This window comes from Methylocystis sp. MJC1, assembly GCF_026427715.1.
GTDB lineage: Bacteria > Pseudomonadota > Alphaproteobacteria > Rhizobiales > Beijerinckiaceae > Methylocystis.
On sequence record NZ_CP107558.1, the window covers coordinates 189040 to 207037 of the forward strand.

Below are 17998 nucleotides of genomic sequence, written 5' to 3' on the forward strand. Positions count from 1 at the left end.
CGCGCCTTGCCCCCGCTCCTGGTCCCTCCCGCAAGGGGCAGGGGGATACTCACGTGAGTCATGTCGCTCTTAGTCAGATCGCCTCTCGACGCCCAGGGTCGGGAGGCGATTGATTATTGGCTACCCCTCTCGATGAATTCCAGCGCAACGCCGCCCGCCATCGGCGCCTCGCCTTTCTCCTTTGCGTCGGCAAGGCGGTCGAGACGGATGAGGGCGAGGCCTTCTTCGCCGATCGCAGAGCCGGTGACGCCGATCTCGACGTCGCCGGCGCGAATCGGTTCGCCGGGCTTGGGCGCGCCGCCGGGGGCGCGATATTGCGTCACGCGCTTGCGCACGAGATTGCGATGCTTCATGCGCGAGACGACTTCCTGGCCGACATAGCAGCCCTTCTTGAAGTCGAGACCCGCGAAGAGGTCCATATCGGCCTCATGCGGAAAAGCGTCGCTATAGTCGAAATCGACCCCGCCCAGCGGCACGCCGGCGCGGATGCGGCGCATCTCGTAATCGGCGAGCGGACCGGAGGCGGCGATCTTGCCTTTTTCGGCAAGCGCCCGCCAGCCGAGCGCCTCGGCGCGCGGGTCCGGCGCAAGCGCGATCGCCTCCACTTCCGGGCGTTTGTCAGCGTCCGGGAAAGCGACGGCCTCCAGCCTGTCGCTGAGATTCGTCACGGTAATCTTGGCGCGCAGCTTGTAGAGGTTCAGCCGCTTTTCGAGGTCGTCGGCGAGCGAAAGCGGACAATCGAGTAGGAAACGTCCCTCTCCCAACGCGAAGACGACAAAATCAAATAGAATTTTTCCTTGCGGCGTCAGCAGGGCGGCGAAGCGCGCTGCGCCGGGCTCGAGGGACTTCACGTCGTTCGTCACGATATTGTGAAGAAATTTAGCCGCGTCTTCGCCGCTCACCTCGACGACGCCGCGGTCCGTCAGCAGGATCGCTGTGGTCATTTTCCGTTCCTGTTGCTTGAGCGTGCTCGACATATCGCACGCTCGCTCGCGCATTCGACTTGGCGCATCGGCGACTTGTGCTTATCTAGGCAGGATCGCTGCAAACGGGGCGCCATTCATGCCGCAGACATTCGACGTCATCCTATCTGGAGGCACGCTCGTCAACCAGGATGGCGAGGGCTTGCGGGACGTGGGCGTTCGCGCGGGCAAGATTGCCGAGATCGGCGATCTCTCCCGCGCTTCCGCCGGCGAGACGATCGATTGCACGGGCCTGCACATTCTTCCGGGCGTCGTCGATTCGCAGGTGCATTTTCGCGAGCCGGGCCTTTCGCATAAGGAAGATCTCGAATCAGGGTCGCGCAGCGCCGTTCTCGGCGGCGTGACGGGCGTTTTCGAAATGCCCAACACCACGCCGCTTACAACGGGCGAAGCCGAGCTTGCGGACAAGGTGGCGCGCGCGACGGACCGCATGCATTGCGATTTCGCTTTCTGGGTCGGCGGCACGCATCAGAACGCCAAGCACGCCGCCGAGCTTGAAAGGCTGCCGGGCGCGGCGGGCATTAAGGTTTTCATGGGCTCGTCGACGGGCTCGCTGCTCGTCGCGGACGATGAGGGCATTGCGCAGGTGCTCGCGCATACGCGCCGGCGCGCGGCTTTCCACAGCGAGGACGAATATCGTCTGAACGAACGCAAGGAGTTGCGCGTCGAAGGCGATCCACGTTCGCATCCCATTTGGCGCGACGTCGAGACCGCGCTGCGTTCGACCCAACGCCTGTTGAAGATCGCAAGAGAGAAGCGCGCGCTGATCCACGTGCTGCATGTCACGACGGCGGAAGAAATCGAGCTTCTCTCGCACCATAAGGATCTGGCGAGCGTTGAGGTCACGCCAAATCATCTGACGCTCGACGCCAGCGCTTATGAGCGCATCGGCACGCTGGCGCAGATGAATCCGCCGGTGCGCGAGGCGCATCACCGCGACGCGCTGTGGGAAAGCTTGCGGCAGGGCGTCGTCGACGTCATCGGCTCCGATCACGCGCCGCATACGCTCGAAGAAAAGGCGCAGCCCTATCCGAAAAGCCCTTCGGGCATGACCGGCGTGCAGACGCTCGTGCCGCTGCTGCTCAACGCCGTGAACAATGGCAAGCTGACGCTCGCACGCTTCGTCGATTTGACGAGCGCCGGTCCGCTGCGCGTTTTCGGCATGGCCGGCAAAGGCCGCATCGCCAAAGGCTATGACGCAGATTTCACGATCGTGGACATGAAGCGGCGTGAGGTGATCCGCAATGAATGGATTGCTTCTCGCGCCTGTTGGACGCCATTCGACGGCGCCGAAGTCACCGGCTGGCCGGTGGGGACTTTCGTGCGCGGCGCGCGGGTGATGTGGGAGGGCGAACTCGTGACGCCGTCGCGGGGCAAGCCGATACGGTTTCAGCAGGCGTTGTAATTCGTTTCCGCTTGAATAGGCGCGTGTCATTCCCGGCGGGCTGAAAGGCCCGACCGGGAATCCAGAGTCGCAGGCGCGCTGGCTTTGCTCTGGATTCCCGATCGCTCACTTCGCGAGCGTCGGGAATGACAGGGAACCAATCGCGCGGATTCCTTTCACGCGCGACTGTGCTCACGCCGGCGCAAGTAGAAGACTGGTCTCGCTTCTCGCAACGCCCTCGATCGACCTCACCGTAGACAGCACCCTGTCGAACTCCGCCAGATTGGCGACCTCGATCTCCGCAATGAGATCATAAGCGCCGTTGGTGCTGTAGAGCGCGTGAATCTCGGGCAGGCCACGGAGCACTTGCACGACGCGGCGGGTGCTCTTTCCTGCGACTTCGATCATCATGATCGCGCGAATGCGGTCGTCGTCTGCAACGCTCTTCAGCCGCACCGTAAATCCCAGGATGACTTCAGAGTCGATCAAGCGGTCGAGCCTGTTCTGCACCGTGCCGCGTGAGACGCCAAGCCGCTTCGCCAGCTCGGACAACGAGGCTCTGCCGTCTGCCCTCAGCTCGGCGATCAAGCGGCGGTCGAGATCGTCCATGCCGGCGCCCCTGTCGAATTGGGGCTAGCTTATGTCAATTTGCTCAATAATCTACGAAATTATGCATATGTTTGTGATTTTTATCGACGTCCGCCGTCTTTAACATCAGGCGCACGCCAAGGATGTTGGAGGCTTGCGTATGGTCACTTTTCTGAACGCCTCAGACGTGGCCAAAATCGTTCGCCGCGTCGGCGCGCGCCGTTTTTGGGAGCGTCTGGTCGAGGGTCTTCGCGACGATTTCCTGCGCTGGGATCGTTTCGACAAATGCGCGCGCTTCGCCAGCCATTCGCCCGGCGGCGTCATTGAGCTGATGCCGGTGAGCGACGGCGAGGTTTTCGCCTTCAAATTCGTCAACGGCCATCCGGGCAACACCCAGCTTTGCCTGCAGACTGTCGTCGCCTTCGGGGCGTTGGCTGACGTCGCGACGGGCTATCCGGTCTTCATGTCGGATATGACGCTCGCCACCGCCTTTCGCACGGCCGCGACCTCTGTTCTGGCGGCGCGCCATCTGGCGCGGCCGGAAAGCCGCACGATGGCGCTCATCGGGCTCGGCGCACAATCGGAATTCCAGGCCTGGGCTTTCCACGAGATCCACGGGATCGACCGGCTGCGCATTTTCGACGTCGACGAAGAGGCCGTCGACAAATTCGAATCCAACATCGCGGGGTTTGAGCTCGAAGTAACGCGGTGCCTCGACGCGCGGTCGGCCGCGCTGGGCGCGGATATCGTCACGACGATCACGGCGGATAAGAAGCGCGCCACGATCCTGTCGCAGGACATGATCGCGCCGGGAACACATATCAACGCCGTCGGCGGCGACTGCCCGGGCAAGACGGAACTGTCGCGCGGGCTGCTCCTGCGATCGGATATCTATGTCGAATATGCCCCCCAGACGCGGCTCGAGGGCGAGCTCCAGCAGCTCCCCGCCGATCATCCGGCCGTCGAGCTGCATGAGGTTCTCGCCGGCCGCAAGCCGGGCAGGGCGTCCGAAGACGCCATCACCATATTCGACAGCGTGGGTTTCGCGGTCGAGGATTTTTCGGCGCTGCGGCTGTTGGGCGACCTCGCGCGTGAAACGGGAATCGGCGCCTGCTTGGAGCTGACGGCCGCGCCGACGAATCCAAAAAATCTCTTCTCCCTGTTGCACCCTCTTGAAGCGGCGCAGGAGCGCGGCGACGCGCTTCCCGAGCCGATGAAACTCTCCGACTAACCCTCTCTCCAGGAGTCCTCTCGACGTGAACGTCCATCTCAAAGCCGAAACCATGGCCGAGCCGCATCGTCGCGCCGCGCAGCCAGGCGCGCGCATCCTCATGTGCGCGCCCGATCATTTCGGCGTCGATTACGTCATCAACCCTTGGATGGAGAACCAGGTCGGCCGCGCCGATCTCACGCGCGCGCGCGAGCAGTGGGAAAACTTACGCCGTCATCTCGGGGCCAATGTCTCTCTCGATTTCGTCGCGCCCGCCGAGGGCTTGCCCGATATGGTGTTCACGGCGAACGCCGGACTGGCGATCGGCGATACGGTTGCGGTGGCGCGCTTCCACGCCAAGGAGCGTCGGCCCGAGGAAGATCTATTCCGCGACTGGTTCGAAGCGCGCGGCTTCACGATCGCGCCCTGGCCGGAGGACGTCGCTTTCGAGGGCGCCGGCGACGCTTTGCCCGACCGTGCGCAGCCGTTGATCTGGTGCGGGCATGGCTGGCGCTCGCATGCGCGGGCGGCCGAGCATTTGGCCGACATCTTCGACCGCGAGGCCGTCGGATTGAAGCTCGTCGATCCCCGCTTCTATCACCTCGACACCTGCCTGTGTCCGCTCTCTGGCGGATGGCTGATGTATTATCCGGCGGCCTTCGACGAGGCCTCGCGCGCGGAGATTGCGGCGCGGGTTCCGGTGCAACGGCGGCTCGAAGTCGACGAGGCCGACGCTATGGGCTTCGCCTGCAACGCCGTCGAGGCGAGCGGCAAGGTCTTCATGAACGCCTGCTCGCCTTCTCTCCAGGGGCGTCTTGCGGCGGCAGGCTTTCAACCGGTCGTGACGCCACTATCGGAATTCCTGAAATCCGGGGGCGGCGCGAAATGCCTCACGCTCGAAGTGCAGTCTAGTGGTCGAAATCCCACGCGAGGTGGAACCGCCTAAGAGGTTGCGGTTGGACCAATCCCCGATGTCGCTCACGATTAACGGATGAAGAATTGCGTAGGCGCGGGGGCCTCAGTCCCTGACTAGGGACGGGCCACTCTCGACCGATCTATTACCTCTAGACATGCGCCAACTCCAGTTCGTGCAAGGCCGCAAGAACGTGTTTGGTCACGGCTTCGGAATGACCCAATTTCTGCTTCTGAAGAGCTTTCTGGAGGTAATCGGCTGCGTTTGCCGCGTGAGGGCTGATCCTCGCCTTGTCGGCTGCTTCGGTATCCGCTAGCGCGAGATCGGCGTGAAAGGAAAGGATCCTGAAAAGCTTTGACATCTCGTGGGCCAGGGGCTCAAAGGCCCGCAGCGCGGCAAGCGCTTCGCCATGGGCTTTCTCAGACTTAGCATAGGCGGCCCGGCGATTTCTCTCGGCGTCTTCAGCCGTTGCCTCCAGCGCCTTTCCCGCAGCGGCGTCATACGCCGCCTGCGAACCTTGTAACCTGGTTTCCTCGGCGCCGATCGCCGCCGAGGCCGCCCGCTGGCTGCTCTCGCTGCCATGCGCGAGAGACTCCGCAAACGCACTTTGCGTCTGCGCGAGATTTTCAATCGCTTGCGCCAGGCTAGTGCGCGCCTCTTCCTTAGCCGCTTCGAGAGCGGGTTGTTGCGGCGTGTCTAGGGCAGCTCTAATCATGTCGCAGAGCGCCTCCTTTTTCTCGTCACCCGGCGGCGTTTCAGCCCGACTTAAGAGGTCGAGGACCAACGCCGCAGACTCGCGACTGAGACTAAGGTTCATGGCGAGGTCTCTTTTTCACTCTGTATTCTTAGATTCGTATATAGAGCGGGGAGACCAAACTGAAACGGCTACGTGTGAGCAACGTCTCGCATCGCCCGCGAAGCCCTCAAGCGCGAAGTGGCCAACGGATACTGTCGCGCGGGGGATGGGAAAAGAAGTCGCGGTTTTCTTCGAATGCGTTTGGTATGGCGAGCGCCAGCTTTGCGGCTTCGGAAAAGTCGTGAGCGTACCCTTTCAGATTTCGACCACTAGGGCCTATTCGGAACAGACGGCGCGCCGGCCGGTCCTCTCCTCGGTCAGTTGGCCGGTGATGCGCAGCCCGTCGTGTATCTTGATGCTCACGATGCCGTTGTAGAAGCCGAAGCGATAGTCGCGCTTCATCGGATAGGAGCTTCCATCTGCGCCGACGTAGAAGCAGTGGGAGCTATATTCGGGGTTGGCCAGACGCGAGATCGAGCAATGGACCTGATAGGGCAACGGGGCGCAATGCAGCGCGACGTCCTTGTTGGGAACCATCCAATTTGGCGAAGCGACCGAGCCTGCGACAGCGGGCCAAGCCGAGAGCGGCAAGAGAAGCGGCGGGAGAAGCGAAAAACCAGCGTAACGCTTTTGCCGATCGTTCAACATAGACTTTCCTGACTGCAACCGCGCCGTTGCGCGGTTGCAATTCTTTGCGTGCCCGGCTGCGATCATAGACCGGGCGGCTAAAATCTGAAGCGGGTTCTTATTCGCAAAAGCATTCAACTTTTGCGGAACGCGCTTTGGCGTCACCAGCAGGTGCAGCCGCCGCCGTAGCCGTAAGTGGACGGATAATAGGGAGCGGCGGAATAACCGTAGGGATAGCCGCCATAGCCATAGTAGCCGCCGTAATAGGGAGAGGTCGCTGCGCCGGCGATCGTCCCAAGCGCCAGGCCGCCGAGCAGGCCGGCGCCCAAGCCGCCGCCATATCCCCAGCCGCCACCCCAACCGCGACCCCAGCCGCCGCCCCATCCGCGGCCCCAGCCGGCATGGCCCCAGCCGCCGCCCCAACGGCCCCAGGCCGCGTCGGCCGGCGTCGCGACGGAAAGCGCGCCGACCAGCATTGTAGCCGCGAGCGCCGTAGTGAGCGTCTTACTTAGGTTCCTCATCGCCATCTCCTGGGTCCTTGTCCGCCAAAGCCCCAACGCCACTCCCTGCAACGCGAACCCGGTTTTGTTGTTCCGTTAGGTTTTGAACAGGATTTGACCTCGTCATCTCGAAGGGCGGCTATTTCCGTTGGCGTCGCAGGCGCTAGCTCATTGTTCTCTCGCAAGGAGACGGCAATGACCAAACAGAGCGAAACGACGCCGCGCAACGAAGGCGAAGGCAACCGCACGGCCGCCAGGCAATATAATGAGGCGCAGCGGAAATTCGTCGAGAGCGGCAAGGTCGAGCGCGCCGCGAAAGACGCCGAACATGCGCTCGAAACCGAAGAGGCCGAGGAGCTGAAACGCGCCGAAGAGAAAGGCCGCGCGCACGCCAAGCCGCATGAGCAAGAGCGGGAGATATGAGCGCTTTTTAATCCTCGCTCCAGAAATAATGCCACACGCCATCCGCCGCGATGGCGATGCGCGTCGGACGCGGCCTGCCCTCGGCGTTGGAGCGGGGGAGGTCGGCGAAGCGCACGCAGGCCCAGCGCGCGCAGGCCTCGTCCTCATCGGCGGGCGGCGTCGGCCGGCGCGCAAAGGCGGGCCACTCATAAAGCGTCACCGGACCGCGCACGATCCTCACATAAGGCTGCGCGAAAACCGCCCGCGCGACGGCAATCGTCTCGCTCCCCTTTTTATCGAAGGATAGGACTTTAAGAATTTCGATCGGGTCCGTTCCCGCCCTGAAGGTTCCGCTTTTTGCAAAGAGCGGCCGAACCTCGTTCCAGTCTATGGGAATCCGCAGAGCCTCGACGTCGTTCTTCTCCAGCGCGGCCAGGATCTTGTCCCGGATCGCGCGCACCGGGGCGGGCAGAGCGGTGAGATCGGCCGAAGGCTCGGATATAACGTCTTTCGGGGCGTTTTTTGTTTTCATGCCGCATGTTAGCCGCGCCGCCCCGCAAAAGGCGAATTCTTCCTTCTTCTGCTTAGCCTTCGGGCCGCATGGATTGTATAGTCGGCGGCAGACCGCCATCTCTACCGGGACGTCGTCTCGCCGGAGCGCGAATGGACCTTTCCTCGAAGAACGAAAACGGCCGGCTGGAGAGCGCGGGCCCGTTGGAATATGCGCTGCGCCGTTCGGCGACGGCGATCCTGGCCGAGCGGCTGCTGAGGCTCGGCGCTGCGCTTGTGACGCTGGCATTGTTTTTTGTGGCGCTGTCCTGGCTCGGCTTTTGGCGCGCGGTTCCAGTCGAAGCGCGTATGCTCGGCGTGGCGCTCTTCGGCTTTCTGGCGCTCTACCTCGCGGCGCGCGAAATAGCCCGCGGCCTGCCGAAGCGTAGGGCCGCCGCCGCGCGCCTGGACGCCGCCGCGGATGGTTCGCTGAAGCCCGCCGCCTCGCTCGACGACACGCTCGCGGCGCTAAACGCCGATCCCGCCACGGCCGCCCTCTGGACGCTACATCGCAAGCGGCTGGAGATGGCGTTGGCGCAGACGCCCGTGGCGCCCCCGCGCCCGCGCCTGCCTGAACGCGATCCTTACGCGCTGCGCGCTTTGGCGCTCGTCGCCGCCATCGCCGCCGCCTTCGTCGCAGGGGATGAAAAGCGCGTCCGTCTCGCCGCCGCCTTCGACTGGCGCGCCATTCATCTGCTCCAGCCCGCGCAGCGCATCGACGCCTGGTTCGATCCGCCGGCTTATACGGGACGCCCGCCCATTGTGTTCGCCCAGGAAAGCGGCGCGGTTCAGGCGCCCGTGAATTCGACGCTGCGGCTGCGGCCGGCCGAGGCCAGCGTCTCCGTCGAAGGCGCGCTGGCGCCAATCGAATCCGCGGAGAAGAAGGAGCGGGGCTTCGCTCTCGCCGGGGACGCGCGGATCGATTTTTCCGATGGCCGCAGCTTCGCGATCACCGCCATTCCCGACCTCGTCCCCACGATCGAGCTTGTGGGCAAGCCGCGTAACAATGCGCGCGGCACGATGACGCTCTCCTACCGCGCCGAGGACGATTACGGCGTCGTGAGCGCCGAGGCCGTGTTCAGCAAGTCGGCGGCCGGCCGCGCGCTTTACGAGCCGCCGCGCCTGCCGCTGGAGCTGCCGGCGGGCGCCGGCGGACTGGGCGATGGCCGCGCCACGCTCGATCTCGCGGACAGCCCCTACGCCGGAGCCCGGATGACCATGCGTCTTGTCGCGAAGGACGCCGCCGGCAATGAAGGCGCTTCCGATCCGATCGACGTGACCTTGCCGCAGCGCCGCTTTACCAAGCCGCTCGCCAAGGCGCTCGTCGAGCAGCGGCGCATTCTGGCGCTCGATCCCGATCAACGCTCCAATGTGCGCGCGGCGCTCGAGGCGCTGTCGCTCGCGCCGGAGATTTTCGACACGCCGTCGGCCGTCCATCTCGGCCTGCGGGCGGCGCGCCGCAGCCTGGAGGGTAATGGCGGCGACAATGAATTGCGCGGCGTCGCCGACATGCTCTGGGCCATGGCGCTCAGTCTCGAAGACGGCAATACGCCGCAAGCCGAGCGTGATCTGCGCGCGGCCGAACAGGCGCTGCGCGACGCCCTGGCGCGGGGCGCCAATGACGAGGAGATCGCCAAACGCACGCAGGATTTGCGCGCCGCGCTCGATAAATTCCTCGAGCAGCTCGGCGCACGCGCACAGCCGCCGCAGCAGCAGAGCGAAAGCGCGAGCGACCCGGACAGCGTCACGCCCAGTGATCTGCAGGCCATGCTCGACGACATCGAAAAGGCGATGAAGTCCGGGGATATGGCCGAGGCGCAACGGCTCCTCGACGAATTGCAGGACATCATGGAAAACGCCCAGACGGGCGACGCCAGCGGCGCCCAGAACGCCGCCCGCGAGAAGAAACGTCGCGAAATGCAGCAGGCGCTCTCCGAGATCGACCAGCTCACGCGCGAGGAGCAGCGGCTTCGCGACGACACCTTCCAGGGGATGAAGAACCCTTCCGACGACGACGCCCGCAAGCCGCAACAGCGCGGGGGCAAGAAGGGCCAACCGCAGGCGGGCGACGACGCCGCCCCGGAGCGCCAGCGCCAGCAGGGCCTGCGCGACAAACTCGAGCGTCAGCAGGACGCAATGAAGGGCGAGGCGGGCGAAGCTGGCGAGGCTCTCGACGACGCCCGCAAGTCGATGAAGGAAGCCGAAGAGGCGTTGAAGCCCGGCGGCGAGGGACGCGGCAAGGCCGTCGACGCTCAGGGCCGCGCAGTGGAGTCTTTGCGCAAGGGCGCCGACAAGCTCGCCGAGCAAATGCGCGGCGACGGCCAAGAGGGCGAGGAAGGCGAAGAGGGCCAGAGCGGCAAGGGCCATGGCAAGGCGCGCGGGCGCTTTGGCCAGGGGCGCGATCCGCTGGGGCGCTCCTCGGGCGGCCAGCGCGCGTCGCATGAGAAATATGATCCGCTCGGCCTGCCGCCGGCGCAACGCGCTCATCGCGTGCAGGAGGAGCTGCGCCGCCGCCTCGGCCAACCCGAGCGCCCGACCGAGGAGCTGGACTATCTGCAACGGCTGCTGCGGCGATGAAACTGCCGATCGACATAGCTGGGCATGAGCCCATCCCTCCTTTACGGGGAGAGTGGCCCCGCGATAGGGCGTCTTTTAAGACGCCCGTCTTAAAAGACGGGCTATGGCGGGGTCGGGTGGGGTAAAGCCCCCATCACTACCGTTGCGGCGTGAACCCACCCGGCGGCCTTTGGCTGCCGACCTCCCCGTAAAGGGGAGGTATGGAGCTAATGACGCGGCGCGCCCGGTTGCCTCTAGAACGCTTGCCCTCGCGTGAACGCTTCTCTACTTGCTGCGGATTAACCTGCCCGGGAGTTGATCGCCTTGTCCAATACTCTGGTCTTCGTCGCCGCTGCGGCGGTTTTCGCGGTGCTCCTCGCCGGCTTCATCAATATGTTTCGCGGCGGCGCGGGCGCGCCCCAGCGCTCGCAGACGCTGATGCGCTGGCGCGTCGGCCTGCAATTCCTCGCGCTCGCCATTGCGCTGGCGGCGCTCTATTTCCGGGGACACTGATAAAGTGGTCAAGCTCGACAGGATTTACACGCGGGGCGGCGACAAGGGCGCCACTTCGCTCGCCACCGGCGCCCGCTGTCGCAAGGACGACATCCGCGTCGAGGCCTATGGCGCGATCGACGAGACCAACGCCGCCATCGGCGTGGCGCGTCTTGCGGTTGCCGACGCCGCGCTCGACGCCATGCTGGAGCGCATTCAGAACGATCTCTTCGATCTCGGCGCCGAGCTTGCCACCCCGCACGATCCCGCAAAGCCGATCGATCCGTCGATGCGGCTCGTCATCCTTCCCTCGCAGGTGGAGCGACTGGAGAAAGAGATCGACGCGCTCAACGCCGATCTCGCGCCGCTGCGCTCCTTCGTGCTGCCAGCCGGGACGCCCGTCGCCGCGCATCTGCACCTCGCGCGCACCATTTGCCGCCGCGCCGAGCGCGTGATGGTGACGCTGATGCAGACGGAAGGCGAGGAGCTTTCGGCCACTGCGCTTGCTTATGTGAATCGTCTCTCCGACTTCCTGTTCGTCGCCTCGCGTTCCGCCAATCGCGAAAAGGGCGACGTGTTGTGGAAGCCGGGCGCGACGCGGTAGCCATGGCCGTCCGTCGTCTCGATCCCATCCTCGTCGATCGCATCGCCGCCGGCGAAGTTGTCGAGCGGCCGGCCTCCGCCGTGAAGGAATTGGTCGAGAACGCGCTCGACGCTGGCGCGACGCGTATCGACGTCGCAATCGAAGACGGCGGCCGCAAGCTCATTCGCGTCATCGACGACGGCAGCGGCATGGATGAACATGATCTCGCGCTCGCCATCGAGCGCCACGCCACCTCGAAAATTCCGGACGGCGACCTCACCCATATCGCGACTCTCGGCTTTCGCGGCGAGGCGTTGCCCTCCATCGCGGCCGTCGCCGACCTCACGATAGATACGCGCGCCAAAGAGGCGTCGCATGGTTTCACCATTCGCGTGGAGGCGGGCGAGAAGCGCGGGCTTATCGCCTCGAGCTGGCCGCGCGGCACGCGGATCGAAGCCCGCGCGCTCTTCGCCGCGACGCCGGCGCGGCTGAAATTCCTGAAAACCGACCGCACGGAGACGGCGGCCGTCGTCGATGTGGTCAAGCGCCTCGCCATGGCGCATCCCGAGGTGCGCTTCGCGCTCTCCGCCGACAGCGGCGCGCTCTTCGATTATCCTGCGTGCGGAGAGGATATCGCCCGCCGCATCGCGCAGGTGCTGGGCGAAGAGTTTCGCGCCAACGCCTTCGAGATCGAAGCCGCGCGCGAAGCCGTGCGGCTGACGGGGCTCGCGAGTCTCCCCACCTACAATCGCGGCAATGCGCAGGCGCAATATGTCTATATCAATGGGCGGCCCGTGCGCGACAAGCTCTTCGCCGGGGCCATTCGCGCCGCCTATCTCGACTTTCTCGCGCATGACCGCCATCCGGTCGCGGCGCTTTTCATCGACTGCGATCCGCGCATCGTCGATGTGAACGTGCATCCCGCCAAGGCGGAAGTGCGTTTCGCCGATCCCGGCCTGGTGCGCGGCCTCGTGGTGGGCGCGCTGAAACAGGCGCTTGCCGAGAAAAGCCATCGCAGCGCCAACACCAACGCCCGCACGGCGATCGACATGCTCGCGCGCTACAACGGCCCGAGCGAGCCGCCGCCCTATCGCGCGCCGCCGCCCGCGAATTGGCGCGTGGCCGACTCTCCCTATGCGCCGAGCGGTTTCGCCGAAGCGCCGCAAGCGACCTTCGAAACCGGCGCGCCAATGGCCCGCGTGCATGAGGCGCCGACAGAGACGCTCGACGACGCGCCGCTCGGCGCCGCGCGCGCGCAGCTGCATGAAACATATATCATTGCGCAAACGCGCGACGGGCTCGTCATCGTCGACCAGCATGCGGCACATGAGCGGCTCGTCTATGAGAAGCTCAAAAACCAGCGTGCGGAGACGGGCGTCGCGCGGCAGATGCTGCTTATTCCCGTCGTCGTCGATCTCGACGAGGCGCGCATGAATGCGCTCGCCGGCGCCTTCGAGGAACTCGCCGCTCTGGGCCTTGTGCTCGAACCTTTCGGACCCGGCGCCGTAATGGTGCGCGAGGCGCCCGCCATTCTCGGCGAGGTGAATCACAAGCGGCTTGTCGAAGACATCGCCGATCTTCTGGCCGAAGACGGCGACGCGCGCGGCCTTTCCCGGCGTCTCGACCATGTGCTCGCAACCTGCGCCTGCCATCATTCAGTGCGCGCGGGCCGGCGCCTGAGCGCCGCCGAGATGAACGCGCTGCTACGCGAGATGGAGACGACGCCGGGCGCGGCGCAATGTAATCACGGAAGGCCCACCTATGTGGAGCTGAAGCTCTCCGACATAGAGAAGCTTTTTGGACGGAGGTAAGCATCAATCGCCGTCATTGCGAGCGCAGCGAAGCAATCCAGGGCCGCAGTAGCTGCTCTGGATTGCGTCGCTCTACGCTCCTCACAGTGACGGAGACTCTGCGCACCACCTCAGCACGGGCTTGCGCGCCGCCAATGTCTCGTCTACGCGCCGGCGCGGCGCGAAGCGCGGGGCCTGGGTGAAGCGCTTGGCGTCGCCTTCTTTCGCACGCTTCGCCAAATCGCGCAGCGTCGCGATGAAGAGATCGAGAGAGGCCTTCGACTCCGATTCCGTCGGCTCGATCAGCATGGCCCCATGCGCGACGAGCGGGAAATAAATCGTCATCGGATGGTAGCCTTCATCGATCATCGCCTTGGCGAAATCGAGCGTCGAGACGCCGGTTCCTTTCAGCCAGGCGTCGTCGAACAGGACTTCATGCATGCAAAGGCGGTCGCCGAAAGGCTGGGTCATCACGTCGCGCAATGATGCTCGCACATAATTCGCCGACAGCACCGCGTCTTTGGAGGCCTGCGCCACGCCATCGCCGCCATGCGCCAGGAGATAGGCGAGCGCGCGCACGAACATGCCCATCTGACCATGAAAAGCCGTCATGCGGCCGAAGCTCTGTGTCCCTTCCGCATGTTCAACGAGCGCAAGCGTTTCGCCGTTACGGCGAAGGAACGGCACGGGCGCGAAGGGCGCCAGCCTTTCCGACAGCACGACCGGACCAGCGCCAGGACCGCCGCCGCCATGCGGCGTTGAGAAGGTCTTGTGCAGATTGATATGCATGGCGTCGACGCCGAAATCGCCCGGCCGCGCCACGCCTGCGATGGCGTTGAAGTTTGCGCCGTCGCAGTAGAAATAAGCGCCCGCCTCGTGGACGGCTTCCGCGATCTCCACGATCTCGCGCTCGAAGAGACCGCAAGTGTTGGGGTTCGTCAGCATGAGCGCCGCAACGTCGGGGCCGAGCGCTTCTTGCACGGCCGCTGCGCGAACCGTTCCATCATCGGCCCCCGGCACGACGCGCACGGAAAAGCCGAGCAGCGCCGCCGTCGCCGGATTGGTGCCATGCGCCGATTGCGGGATGAGAACCACATTGCGCGTGGCGCCTTCGCCGCGCGCCGCAACCGCGGATTTGATCGCCATCATGCCGCACAGTTCGCCATGCGCCCCCGCCTTCGGAGAGAGCGCGATGGCCTGCATATTGGTGAGCGTCAACAGCCAATGCGCGAGCGTCTCCATTAGCTCCAGCGCCCCCTGCACGGAGGACATGGGCTGCAGCGGATGAAGATCGGCGAAGCCCTCTAGCCGCGCGAGCTTCTCGTTGGCGCGCGGATTATGCTTCATGGTGCAGGAGCCGAGCGGATAAAGGCCGGCGTCAATCGAATAGTTCTTGCGCGACAGGCGCACATAATGGCGCATCGCCTCCGGCTCGCTGAGGCCGGGCAGGCCGATCCGATCCTTTCGCTCCAACCCGCCGAGGCGCGCGGCAAATTGAGGCGGCTCCTCGACGTCGACGCCGGTCGCGTCCGTGCGGCCGATTTCGAAGAGCAGAGGTTCTTCGTGGTCGAGCGCGCGATTGCCGGTGAAGGTTTCGGGCGTTTCGTCGTCGATATGAGCGGGGCGGTCGAGCATCTCAAAGAGACCCTTCCAGAGCGGTGACAAAAGCCGCGCGATCTTCCTGCGTACTGGTTTCGGAGCTGGCGACCAGCAGCAGATCGTCGAGGCCAGCTTTCGGCAGCAGCCGCGAGACGGGCACGCCTGCGAGCACGCCCTTTGCCGCCATCCTCTCGACGAGGGTCGCTGCATCGCCCTTCACGCGCAACGTGAATTCGTTGAAGAAGCTATTGTTGAGCACATCGACGTTGGGGACGCGCTCCAACATTTCTGCAAGCGCGACGGCGTTGGCGTGATTGAGCTTCGCGAGACGCGTAAGGCCTGCTTCGCCGAGCAGCGTCAGATGAATGGTGAAGGCGAGCGCGCAGAGCCCCGAATTGGTGCAGATGTTCGACGTCGCCTTGTCGCGGCGAATATGCTGCTCGCGCGTCGAGAGCGTGAGCACGAAAGAGCGCCGCCCATCGGCGTCGACGCTTTCGCCCGCGAGACGCCCCGGCATTTGCCGCACATAATCGTGCCGCGTGGCGAAGAGCCCGACATAGGGGCCGCCGAAATTGAGCGCATTGCCGATCGATTGGCCTTCGCCCACGACGATGTCGGCGCCCATGGCGCCGGGCGGCGTCAAAAGGCCGAGCGACACGGCTTCGGTAAAGACCGCGACGAGCAGGGCGCCGTGGCGATGGCAGGCTTCCGCGATCGTCGTGAGGTCGCGTAGATTGCCGAAGAAATCGGGCGTCTGCACGACGACGCAGGAAACAGTTTCGTCGATCTTCGCGACGATGTCTTCATCGCCCAATACGTCGGGCGTCATCACGATCGTTTCGTCTTCGGCAAGGCGCGAGATGGTTTGCACGACCTCGGCGTAATGCGGATGGAGCCCGCCCGAGACCAGCGCCTTGCGGCGCTTCGTCAGCCGATGCGCCATCAGCACGGCTTCCGCCGTCGCCGTCGAGCCGTCATACATGGAGGCGTTCGCCACATCCATGCCCGTGAGAAGAGCGACCTGTGTCTGGAACTCGAAGAGCGTTTGCAGCGTGCCCTGCGAAATCTCCGGCTGATAGGGCGTGTAGCTCGTGAGAAACTCAGAGCGCTGGATCAGATGATCGACGCTCGCCGGCACATGATGCCGATAAGCGCCGGCGCCGATAAAGAAAGGAACGCGCCCCGCGGCCGTATTGCGCGCGGACAGCCGTGAAAAGATGCGCTCGACCTCGAACTCCGATTTGTGGCGCGGCAGATCGAGGGGCTCTTTCAGCAGCGTCGAGGCGGGGGCGTCCGCGTAAAGGTCTTCTATTCTATCTACGCCGATCGTCGCCAGCATGGTCTTCCGGTCGGCGTCGGACAGCGGGAGATAGCGCATCTCATGTTCCTTCCGGCGCTACAAGGTCTTCACGAAGCCGGCGTAAGCGGCTTCGTCCATCAGCGTTTCAACCTCGCCCGCGTTCTCCACGCGTATCTTCACGAGCCAACCGCCAGCGAGGGGATCGTCGTTGACGAGCGCGGGCTTTTCGCCCAGCTCGGCGTTGACTTCGACGACCTCGCCGGAAACCGGCGCATAGACTTCGCTCGCAGCCTTCACGCTTTCGACGACCGCAAGCTCCGAACCCTTGGTGACTTTCTTTCCGATCTTGGGCAGATCGACGAAAACGATGTCGCCGAGCTGCACTTGCGCATAGTCGGAAATGCCGACGGTCGCGACGTCGCCGTCGAGCCGAAGATATTCATGGTCCTTTGTGAAACGCAGCATGCTCATTCCCCTCAGGCTTTGAAGTAGCGATGCGCCACGAAAGGCAAACGCGCCACGTCGAGGCTGATTCGGTTGCCACGCAATTCGGTGGCGAGCGAAACGCCGGGCGTCGCATATTCGCGCGCGACATAGCCCATAGCGATCGGCCGCTGCAGCGTTGGCGAAAATCCGCCGGATGTGACATGGCCGGCGACTTCGCCGCTTTGCGAAACGAGAATGGCCCCCTCGCGCACAGGCGCTTTGGTCTGCGGCAGGAGTCCAACGCGCAGGCGCGGCGGTCCATTGCGCAAAGCTGCGTCGATGCGCTCGAAGCCGGGGAAGCCGCCTTCGACGCGCCGCCTTTTGCCGATCGACCAGGCGAGGCCAGCTTCCACGGGGTCGGTCGTCTCGTCGAGATCATGCCCGTAGAGCGGCAATCCGGCCTCTAACCGCAGCGCGTCGCGCGCGCCGAGACCCGCCGGCGCCACGTCCTCATTTTCCAGGAGCGCCTTCACGAAGAGCTCGGCGCGGTCGGCGCGCATGGAAATCTCGAAACCGTCTTCGCCCGTATAGCCCGAGCGCGAGACGAAGAAGCTCGACACGCTCTCTTCGAAAGCGCGCCAGCTCATGAAGGGGAGGTCCTCGGCGCCGGGGAGGAGGGCGCCGAGGACGGCAGCCGCGCGCGGCCCTTGCAGGGCGATCAGCGCGCGGTTCAACGGGATGAAGTCGAATTGCGGCAGGCGCTCGCGAATGAGCGCGAAATCATCCAACTTTCGTGACGCGTTGACGACAATGAGCAGCCGCTCTTCGACGCCCGGCAGGCGCGTCACCATCAAATCATCGAAAACACCGCCTTTTTCGTTCAAAAGCTGGGTGTAGCGCATGCGCCCCGGCGCGAGCCCCACGAGGTCTCCCGGCGTAAGGCTTTCCAGGGCGCGCGCGGCGCCGGCGCCGGCAAGGATCGCCTGGCCCATATGCGACACGTCGAACACTCCCGCCTTCTGGCGCGTGTGTAGCGTCTCGGAGACGATGCCCGAGGCATATTGCAAGGGCATGTCATAGCCAGCGAAGGGCGCCATGCGCGCCCCCAAGCTGCGATGCAAGGCGTCGAGCGGCAAATGCGCCAGCGGGGCGCCATCGTGGTTGGGCTGGGCGGTCACGAGAGACTCTCCGGCTTTGGGCGTTTGCGCTGCGGGCGGAATCAGGCTCGCGACGCGCCCCCTCTGTCCGGTGACCTGAGAGATTTCCCCGCTTGCGTTAAGCTCAGCGAGTTACGCCCTTC

Annotated in this window: 18 protein-coding genes; 8 read left to right on the plus strand and 10 right to left on the minus strand. The window is 64.6% G+C overall.

Annotation, left to right across the window (positions count from 1 at the left end; translation table 11 throughout):
- Window positions 1-113 precede the first annotated feature (113 nt).
- Window positions 114-944 carry a YgfZ/GcvT domain-containing protein gene (locus OGR47_RS00940; protein WP_165054947.1) on the minus strand — a complete coding sequence of 277 codons (831 nt, stop codon included), beginning with the start codon at window positions 942-944 and terminating at the stop codon, window positions 114-116.
- Window positions 945-1062: 118 nt separating this feature from the next.
- Between OGR47_RS00940 and OGR47_RS00945 the strand changes: the two genes are divergently transcribed.
- On the plus strand, window positions 1063-2388 hold the full coding sequence (locus OGR47_RS00945) for a dihydroorotase (RefSeq protein ID WP_165054946.1): 1326 nt from the start codon (window positions 1063-1065) through the stop codon (window positions 2386-2388).
- Window positions 2389-2559: 171 nt separating this feature from the next.
- Here OGR47_RS00945 and OGR47_RS00950 read toward each other — a convergent pair whose 3' ends face one another.
- Window positions 2560-2976, minus strand: a complete 417-nt coding sequence (locus tag OGR47_RS00950) for an Lrp/AsnC family transcriptional regulator (RefSeq protein WP_165054945.1) — start codon at window positions 2974-2976, stop codon at window positions 2560-2562.
- A 139-nt stretch (window positions 2977-3115) separates the two neighbouring features.
- Here OGR47_RS00950 and OGR47_RS00955 point away from each other — a divergent pair, with 139 nt between their 5' ends.
- Window positions 3116-4186, plus strand: a complete 1071-nt coding sequence (locus tag OGR47_RS00955; RefSeq protein ID WP_165054974.1) for an ornithine cyclodeaminase — start codon at window positions 3116-3118, stop codon at window positions 4184-4186.
- A 25-nt stretch (window positions 4187-4211) separates the two neighbouring features.
- The gene (locus OGR47_RS00960; protein WP_306792343.1) at window positions 4212-5111 is read left to right on the plus strand and encodes a dimethylarginine dimethylaminohydrolase family protein; all 900 of its coding nucleotides are present in this window, start codon (window positions 4212-4214) and stop codon (window positions 5109-5111) included.
- 118 nt (window positions 5112-5229) lie between these two features.
- Here the strand turns inward: OGR47_RS00960 and OGR47_RS00965 are convergent, their stop codons facing one another.
- From OGR47_RS00965 to OGR47_RS00975, 3 genes are all read right to left on the minus strand, one after another.
- Window positions 5230-5895 carry a hypothetical protein gene (locus OGR47_RS00965; RefSeq protein WP_165054943.1) on the minus strand — a complete coding sequence of 222 codons (666 nt, stop codon included), beginning with the start codon at window positions 5893-5895 and terminating at the stop codon, window positions 5230-5232.
- 255 nt (window positions 5896-6150) lie between these two features.
- Window positions 6151-6522, minus strand: coding sequence for a hypothetical protein (locus OGR47_RS00970; RefSeq protein WP_165054942.1), 372 nt, complete (start codon window positions 6520-6522; stop codon window positions 6151-6153).
- 140 nt (window positions 6523-6662) lie between these two features.
- A complete protein-coding gene (locus tag OGR47_RS00975) occupies window positions 6663-7022 on the minus strand; it encodes a hypothetical protein (protein WP_165054940.1) in 360 nt (119 codons plus the stop codon).
- Between the two features lie 174 nt (window positions 7023-7196).
- Here OGR47_RS00975 and OGR47_RS00980 point away from each other — a divergent pair, with 174 nt between their 5' ends.
- Window positions 7197-7424, plus strand: coding sequence for a hypothetical protein (locus OGR47_RS00980; RefSeq protein WP_165054938.1), 228 nt, complete (start codon window positions 7197-7199; stop codon window positions 7422-7424).
- A gap of 7 nt (window positions 7425-7431) precedes the next feature.
- On the opposite strand, the gene OGR47_RS00985 is transcribed toward OGR47_RS00980, so the two are convergent.
- A complete protein-coding gene (locus tag OGR47_RS00985; protein ID WP_165054937.1) occupies window positions 7432-7935 on the minus strand; it encodes a hypothetical protein in 504 nt (167 codons plus the stop codon).
- A gap of 131 nt (window positions 7936-8066) precedes the next feature.
- Here OGR47_RS00985 and OGR47_RS00990 point away from each other — a divergent pair, with 131 nt between their 5' ends.
- The 4 genes from OGR47_RS00990 to mutL all read left to right on the plus strand — a co-directional run bounded on the left by OGR47_RS00990 (window position 8067) and on the right by mutL (window position 13394).
- Entirely contained in the window at window positions 8067-10529 is a 2463-nt protein-coding gene (locus OGR47_RS00990; protein ID WP_165054936.1) for a TIGR02302 family protein, read from the plus strand.
- A gap of 303 nt (window positions 10530-10832) precedes the next feature.
- On the plus strand, window positions 10833-11021 hold the full coding sequence (locus tag OGR47_RS00995) for a twin transmembrane helix small protein (RefSeq protein WP_371824406.1): 189 nt from the start codon (window positions 10833-10835) through the stop codon (window positions 11019-11021).
- 4 nt (window positions 11022-11025) lie between these two features.
- A complete protein-coding gene (locus OGR47_RS01000; RefSeq protein ID WP_165054934.1) occupies window positions 11026-11604 on the plus strand; it encodes a cob(I)yrinic acid a,c-diamide adenosyltransferase in 579 nt (192 codons plus the stop codon).
- 2 nt (window positions 11605-11606) lie between these two features.
- On the plus strand, window positions 11607-13394 hold the full coding sequence (gene mutL / locus OGR47_RS01005; RefSeq protein ID WP_165054933.1) for a DNA mismatch repair endonuclease MutL: 1788 nt from the start codon (window positions 11607-11609) through the stop codon (window positions 13392-13394).
- Between the two features lie 81 nt (window positions 13395-13475).
- Here mutL and gcvPB read toward each other — a convergent pair whose 3' ends face one another.
- The 4 genes from gcvPB to gcvT are packed head-to-tail and all read right to left on the minus strand — an operon-like array spanning window position 13476 to window position 17876.
- Entirely contained in the window at window positions 13476-15008 is a 1533-nt protein-coding gene (gene gcvPB, locus OGR47_RS01010; protein ID WP_165054932.1) for an aminomethyl-transferring glycine dehydrogenase subunit GcvPB, read from the minus strand.
- A gap of 1 nt (window position 15009) precedes the next feature.
- Window positions 15010-16350: an aminomethyl-transferring glycine dehydrogenase subunit GcvPA gene (gene gcvPA / locus OGR47_RS01015; RefSeq protein ID WP_165054931.1), complete on the minus strand. Its 1341-nt coding sequence runs from the start codon at window positions 16348-16350 to the stop codon at window positions 15010-15012.
- 18 nt (window positions 16351-16368) lie between these two features.
- Window positions 16369-16743, minus strand: a complete 375-nt coding sequence (gene gcvH, locus OGR47_RS01020) for a glycine cleavage system protein GcvH (protein ID WP_165054929.1) — start codon at window positions 16741-16743, stop codon at window positions 16369-16371.
- 5 nt (window positions 16744-16748) lie between these two features.
- Window positions 16749-17876, minus strand: coding sequence for a glycine cleavage system aminomethyltransferase GcvT (gene gcvT, locus OGR47_RS01025; RefSeq protein WP_165054928.1), 1128 nt, complete (start codon window positions 17874-17876; stop codon window positions 16749-16751).
- Window positions 17877-17998: the final 122 nt, after the last annotated feature.